General features: G+C 34.3%; 7 protein-coding genes. 1 reads left to right on the forward strand and 6 read right to left on the reverse strand.

What is annotated here, in order from left to right; genetic code table 11:
- Positions 1 to 108: 108 nt before the first annotated feature.
- The 5 genes from dltD to HMPREF1208_RS11705 are packed head-to-tail and all read right to left on the reverse strand — an operon-like array spanning position 109 to position 4,339.
- Entirely contained in the window at positions 109 to 1,257 is a 1,149-nt protein-coding gene (gene dltD / locus HMPREF1208_RS02025) for a D-alanyl-lipoteichoic acid biosynthesis protein DltD (protein ID WP_016424679.1), read from the reverse strand.
- A complete protein-coding gene (gene dltC / locus HMPREF1208_RS02030; protein ID WP_016424680.1) occupies positions 1,254 to 1,490 on the reverse strand; it encodes a D-alanine--poly(phosphoribitol) ligase subunit DltC in 237 nt (78 codons plus the stop codon). Before dltC ends, dltD begins: the two co-directional genes overlap by 4 nt.
- A 33-nt stretch (positions 1,491 to 1,523) precedes the next feature.
- Entirely contained in the window at positions 1,524 to 2,741 is a 1,218-nt protein-coding gene (gene dltB, locus HMPREF1208_RS02035) for a D-alanyl-lipoteichoic acid biosynthesis protein DltB (protein ID WP_016424681.1), read from the reverse strand.
- Positions 2,738 to 4,192 (reverse strand): D-alanine--poly(phosphoribitol) ligase subunit DltA, encoded by a 1,455-nt coding sequence (dltA, locus tag HMPREF1208_RS02040; protein ID WP_016424682.1) that lies wholly within the window; start codon positions 4,190 to 4,192, stop codon positions 2,738 to 2,740. The genes dltB and dltA overlap by 4 nt, the downstream gene beginning before the upstream one ends.
- Positions 4,193 to 4,210: 18 nt before the next feature.
- Entirely contained in the window at positions 4,211 to 4,339 is a 129-nt protein-coding gene (locus tag HMPREF1208_RS11705; protein WP_081635134.1) for a teichoic acid D-Ala incorporation-associated protein DltX, read from the reverse strand.
- A gap of 354 nt (positions 4,340 to 4,693) precedes the next feature.
- Here HMPREF1208_RS11705 and HMPREF1208_RS02045 point away from each other — a divergent pair, with 354 nt between their 5' ends.
- Complete coding sequence (locus tag HMPREF1208_RS02045) at positions 4,694 to 6,199, forward strand: bifunctional metallophosphatase/5'-nucleotidase (protein WP_037559078.1); 1,506 nt, start codon at positions 4,694 to 4,696, stop codon at positions 6,197 to 6,199.
- Between the two features lie 133 nt (positions 6,200 to 6,332).
- On the opposite strand, the gene HMPREF1208_RS02050 is transcribed toward HMPREF1208_RS02045, so the two are convergent.
- Positions 6,333 to 6,635, reverse strand: a 303-nt coding sequence (locus tag HMPREF1208_RS02050; RefSeq protein ID WP_016424684.1) for an LPXTG cell wall anchor domain-containing protein, incomplete at its 5' end; no start/stop codon positions are given.

Below are 6,635 nucleotides of genomic sequence, written 5' to 3' on the forward strand. Positions count from 1 at the left end.
ATAGACACATAACCACCATATAAAGTGTACAGCCATTTTAATACACAAAAAGGACCTCCATCTCATTTGGAGGTCCTTTTTATGTTTCATACTTTCAAGGAAGTATGATTAATTTTTAGAATGAATATGTTCGTCAATGTGACGTGTCACATCAACCCAACCACGCCAACCAACGTGAACGGCATCACTCATATAGTAAGGCTCATAATCTTTATCTGATAAATCTACGACATGACCATGATGCGACTCAATAGTTTTTACTATTTTTTGAGTAACTGGCAATCTTCTTTCTTTTGGAAGATTGATATGGTCATACCACTTACCATTAACAGGTAAGAGTACGTACTGCACATCTGCACCTGAGTGGTTTAACGTATCTACGAGTAAAGCGAGGTCGTCATATTCAACTGAATTTGTATGGAATTCATGTTGACGGCTTACAGATTTTTTCTTCTGTAATTTTTTCCAATATTTATCTTTAATATGATATGGATTTGTTTGACTTTGACTTTTTCCATATTTTAAAGCATTTTCGTCTAATTTATTCCAGTTTAATGGTTGTTTCTTGTGTTCTTCTAACAGTTGTGGAAGTTTATTCGTGTGATGAATAGGTAAATAAGCACGTATCGCTTCCATTTTTTCCAAATGATTCTCATATAAAGGATTTAAGAAATGACCATCTGAATGATGTTGAGTAGCCATATCTTTTAAAAACTCATTATCCTTATTATCTTTAAAGTGCAATAAGCGTTTTGCGAAACGCACTTTAATATCATTTGGAATACGTGGATTTTCAAAAATACTATTGATTTGTAACTTAGAAGAACGCCCTAAATAGTTTAACTCAGTTAATCCGTGTTTAGTAAACCATTGAGGTGAAACAATCACTGTCATTTTTTTATCTTTCAAATGATCATATTGAGCGCCTAAAGTCATCACTTGAATAAGATCAGTTGAGCCGCCGATACCCATGTAAAATAAATCTTTTGTATGTCCCTTAAGTAATAATGCGGGTTGAAAAGGATCGTCTTTTGTAAGTTCACTCGAACCATATACCGGGTAATAATGTGAGTCTTTAAGCATGTCAGTTTGTAAATATTCACCTTTTAACATGTTGCTGTCATTGGCAACTTGATATTTAGGTAATTGACTTGAGAGGTGAGGTGGAACAAACCATTTTGCTGGTAACAATATAAAGACAACAAATAATACGATACTTGTTAAAAATGCAATGATGTAATGTTGCTTTGATTTCATCGTAATTTTGCCAATTCGTTAATGATTTGATTTGGCGTTGCCCAATCCTCTCTATTAAAGTCCATAATTGAAACTTCGATATCAAGTTCCTCTTGAAAAGCAACTAATAATTGAACTGACTGTAAAGAATCCATAATACCTTCATCGAAAAGTTGAATGTCAGGGTTTGTTTTTACAACATCGTCTTCTGCAACTTCCGCAATAATATCTAAAACTTTTTCATTAAAATCCATAAATATCGCTCCTTGTAAATTAAGTTTTAATCATTAAATTAATTGGCCTGAGAAAATTAAAAAGCCGAATGCAACAAAGTGGAATGTGATTACAATGCTTAATACATTGATGACAGGGTGATTCCATTTGCCAAAACGTTTTTTACGCCATTTTTCATAGTAGTTATAAAGGAAAAATAGCAATGCGTGATAGAGACCATACGCGACGTAAAACCATTCAAATCCGTGCCACAGCCCCATAATACCGAAGTTAAGTAAAAATGCGATATTAGAAACATGGAACGTCGATTTAATGTATTTTTTCTTAGCCATAAAGAATACAAAACGCATGTAAATACAGTCACGGAACCAGAAAGATAAAGTCATATGCCATCTATTCCAAAAGTCTTTGATATTTTTAGCACGGAAAGGTTGATTAAAGTTCATCGGTGTTTCGATACCATAGATATAACTTAATGCGATTGCAAATAAGCTGTATCCAGCAAAATCAAAGAATAGATAGAAACTGTAAGTATACATATAGAACCAGTAATCCCCAAATGTTTCTAGATGGCCTGTGTATGGCTTAACTCCATAGTTTTGTATAACATAGGCAATAATATATTTATACAGAAAACCAAGCATAATAAAATGAATGGCTTTGCCTAGTAGTTGACGATAACGCTCTTTTGTCAGTTCTTTATCATCATCTTTCTTAAAGCGACGATAGCGATCAATTGGACCCGAAGAAATCGTAGGGAAGAATGAAATAAACTGAATCAGTTTTTTGACGTCTACTTTTTCTTTTAGTGTGTGGTCATGAATTTCCATAATCAATTGAACACTTTTGAATGTAATATATGAAATACCAAGGAATGCAAATAATTCAACAAGTTTTGAACTATGCATATGCAATTGGCCCTTACCAAGCCATGAACTTTGTAAAAGTTTGACCATAAATAATGGTGCAATCGATAAAACTAAAGCTAAGACATAGTAAGACGTTGAGCGATTTTGTGAAGTCATCCGCTCATAAACTTTAATAATCAAAGTTTGCCATAAAATATATGCGATGAAACTTATTAATGGATAACTTATATAACTAATTCCAAATAAGTTGTGTTTTTTGTCAGCAAATATAATGACAATCATGATTGCTGTACTGATAAAATTGTATACTTTAGACCTTTTTCCGAATAACCCTAATATAATAACAGGGAGTAAAACAATGAGTGCAATCACAAAGAAATGAAAACTAGTGTATGGCGTCATGATTGATATACCTCATTAATTCGTTTGCGGTCTAATTTACCATTGTTTGTCAATGGCATTTCATCAGCAATCTCGATTTTTTTAGGAATCATATAATCAGGTAATTCTTTTTTTAGACGCGTCTTAATTTCATGGCTAATGTCTACTAATTGAACGCCTTCAGCATTCAATTTTACAACCCCTGTCAGATAAACAATCTTACCTCTTTTATAAATAGGGACCACCATTGAAGCGCTAATAAACGGTAAAAGGTTCATTCTTGATTCGATTTCTTCAAGTTCCATACGATAACCGTTATATTTGATTTGGTTATCGATACGACCTTTAATAAACCACATCTCATCTTGATGTACAGCGCGATCACCTGAATAATAAGCGCGTTGTTCATCTTCTTTAAAGAATGCTTTTTCCGTCTTTTCAGGATCTTTCAAATAACCGGCACTAACCGAGTTTCCTTTGATGATTAATTCGCCTTCATCAGTTACACTTAACGTCGTACCTGGTCTTGGTACACCAACAGGTACAGTGTCATATTCTTCTAATAAAGATTGTGTGACTCTCACACTCGTGATGGCAACAGTAGCTTCTGTAGGACCATATGTGTTGTATAAATAAGAATCTGGGAACTTATTTAACAATGTTTTAGCTGTACGATGTGCCAAAACTTCACCACAAAATAAAAACGTTCGAAGCCCTTCCATGCCATTAGCATCAAATTGAGGAAGCATCAAACAGATTTCCATAAATGATGGTGTGGAGACCCAAACATTAATTCGTTCACTTTGGAACAATTCATATAAAGATTTAGGTGCAGCTATCATTTCTTTATCAATGAGTAACAGTGTGCCTCCTGAAAGTAAACAAGGATAGATGGCCATTACTGATAAATCAAATGAAAACGGTGCTTGGTTGACCCAAACGTCTTTAGTTTCATGTTGATTAAGCGAATCTACCCAGTTTGCAAATTCAACGAGACTATCGTAGTAAATTTCGACACCTTTTGGCATACCTGTTGATCCAGATGTAAAGATGGTGTAGGCAATTGCATCACCTTTAATCGGTGTGAAAGGCGTCTCTTCTGTAAATGATTGAATATCTTGAATAAAATATTCAGTTGATACGTGTTGACCTATTGTTGCGTCAGTCGTATTAATAATATATTGCGGGACAACTTTCTCTAAAATATGAGAAATACGATTTGCAGGGATGGATTGATCAATTGGGACATAACCACATCTTGCTTTAAGTGCAGCAATCATACCCACAATCATAAATGGTGACATATGACCGTATACAACAACTGGTGCGCTGCTATTTGAGAGTTGTGCTGCTAAGCGGTTCGAGTATGTTTCTAACTCTAAATAACTTAATGACTCACCACGATGTTGAACGGCGATATCATTAGGCTGTGTCTGACTGTACTGTGCAATCATTTTTAAAACATCTTTCATGTTTTAGCTCCTTTAATATTAAAAATCATTATAAATAAATGTGTTATGTGCATCGCCATTGCCATATATAAAGTACAAAGTCAACATAATAGCAAAATAAAGTAACGTTAAGGCGACGAATCTAACAGACGAGCGATTGAAATTCATAAACAATATTCACCTTTCGTGTAATGATTCATGACGTTTTGTTAAAGTAATTTAATCCGATAAAGTTAATTTAAGTTAATATTTTCTGAAAGTCAATTCATTTCTTGTAAAAAAGAATAAAAATACAAGAAAATAGGTCTGAAGATGTATGAGAATTTGTTAAATAAATAAAAATATTTTTATAGTAAAATGAATAACTGAAAATAGATAAATAATTAATATGGTACAGTTTAACCAAGGTCTATTAAATTTGTTTGGATTTATTAGCGGAATAAGTTCTTTTTAATTCAATCGTTAAAGGCTTGAAAATTATGGTAAAATACGAATTGAATCATAATGATTGGGGTGAAAGCAATGAGTCAGCATGATGAAATGAATATCCAGATTATTGCAACGTCTGATATGCATAGTCATATTTTAAATGAAAGTGAGCATTCAAATATTTATCGGGCAGGTACATATATTAATGAAGTAAGACGTCAACATGACCACGTCGTTTTATTGGACAATGGTGGTAATCTAGCTGGAAGTATCACTGCGTTTTATTATGCCATCATTGCACCATATAAACGCCATCCGATGATTAAACTTATGAATGCAATGGCATATGATGCAAGCGGGATCAGTTCGAATGAATTTAAGTATGGCTTGGACTTTTTAAACCGCTCTATAGCACTTGCACGTTTCCCTTGGTTATCAGCTAATATTGAATACTCAAGAACAAGAGAACCTTATTTTTCAACGCCGTATATGGTGAAAAATATTAACGGCTTAAAAATTGCGGTTGTGGGTTTAACTTCAGAAGGGCTAATGAAAAATGAAAATATAGAAATGGAATCAGATGTGACAGTAGAGAAAGCCACTGTAGCAGCTAAAAGATGGATTCGTTATATTTATGAAACAGTAGAACCTGAATTTTTAATTGTATTGTATCATGGAGGATTATCTAAGTTAAGTCATGATTCGAAATCACAAGGTGAGAATCAAGCAGAAATGATTATGAAACAAGTGGGGATTATTGATTTAATGATTACAGGGCATCAACATGAGACAGTGATTGAAAATGACGGTGACACGCTATTTGTTCAAGCGGGTCAAAATGCTGAGAATTTAGTGCATGTAAATGTTAAATTTCGTAAAAGACGGAATTCATTTGAACTGCTCGAAATGGAGCCTGAAATTGTGTCTCTAAATGAATACGAAGAAGACCAGTCGCTATTAGATTTAACATATTATGACCGAAAAGCGGTCAGAAGTTGGAAAAATGAACCCATTCATCATCACGATATAGATATGTACTTTTCGCATTTTCATGAACTCCTTGTTCGACCTCATCCATACATCCAATTGTTACATGAAAGTCTCGTTCAAGAATTGGAAGCAACCATGACATGTGTCAATTTGCCTTTACCTAATGCGACAGGTTTAAAGGGGGGCTTGAAAAATGAAGACATATACAATATGTATCCACATCCTGATAAGCCAATGGATATGACACTGAAAGGAAGCGTTATTAAACAGCTCATTGAAGAAAGTGCAGCCCACCTTGAATGGGACGGCAACCATCTAACTGTGGGTGACATGGATCCGACGCACTTTTTATTTTGGTCAGGTTTTGATTTCACAATTGATATCAATCAGCCGCCATATTATCGTGTGACACAGTTTGGTTTGCATGAAGATTATAGTTATCGCATTGTCATGACGGATTATATTTATCGTCACTATAAGGATATTTTACCAGATGTGACATTACATCAAACTTATCCAGTAACGATGCCAGAGCTGATTGCGAAAGTTCTTAAACAACAGTTAGAAATAAAAAGACCTAAGTCGAATATGTCTATTATCGGTTTATAATAAAAGCCCCATAAGACTAAGCAAAAGTGCTTAGAACTTATGGGGTTTCTTTAGGTTAACTTTGATACTTTGTAATGAAATAAAGTAGGTTTCATTTACAAAATCTCGTTATCATATCAGAAGAACGTGATGATTATTTATCTTGACGATGACGACGTTTACGTAATAAGAATAGGCTACCTAATCCAGCTAATAAAGTACCAAACAGCGTACCTTGATTTGAAGAAGTTTGACCAGATTTCGGTAATGCTTTAGATTTTTGTTGTTCAGTCATCGCTTCATGATTTGAAGCATTTGATTGAGACGTTTCGTGTTGTCCTGGCATACCAGGCTCGTTTGGCATATTTGAAGACGGTTGGTCCGGATTACCAGGCTCATTTGGCATATTTGATGACGGTTGATCTGGGTTGCCAGGTTGGCTTGGTACATTCGGTGA

This window comes from Staphylococcus sp. HGB0015 (assembly GCF_000411275.1).
GTDB lineage: Bacteria > Bacillota > Bacilli > Staphylococcales > Staphylococcaceae > Staphylococcus > Staphylococcus schleiferi.

What these genes read in the sequence shown, in the direction of transcription:
- dltD (WP_016424679.1), bottom strand. Translation starts at nt 1,257, where the DNA reads ATGAAATCAAAGCAACATTACATCATTGCATTTTTAACAAGTATCGTA.
- dltC (WP_016424680.1), bottom strand. Translation starts at nt 1,490, where the DNA reads ATGGATTTTAATGAAAAAGTTTTAGATATTATTGCGGAAGTTGCAGAA.
- dltB (WP_016424681.1), bottom strand. Translation starts at nt 2,741, where the DNA reads ATGACGCCATACACTAGTTTTCATTTCTTTGTGATTGCACTCATTGTT.
- dltA (WP_016424682.1), bottom strand. Translation starts at nt 4,192, where the DNA reads ATGAAAGATGTTTTAAAAATGATTGCACAGTACAGTCAGACACAGCCT.
- HMPREF1208_RS11705 (WP_081635134.1), bottom strand. Translation starts at nt 4,339, where the DNA reads ATGAATTTCAATCGCTCGTCTGTTAGATTCGTCGCCTTAACGTTACTT.
- HMPREF1208_RS02045 (WP_037559078.1), top strand. Translation starts at nt 4,694, where the DNA reads ATGAGTCAGCATGATGAAATGAATATCCAGATTATTGCAACGTCTGAT.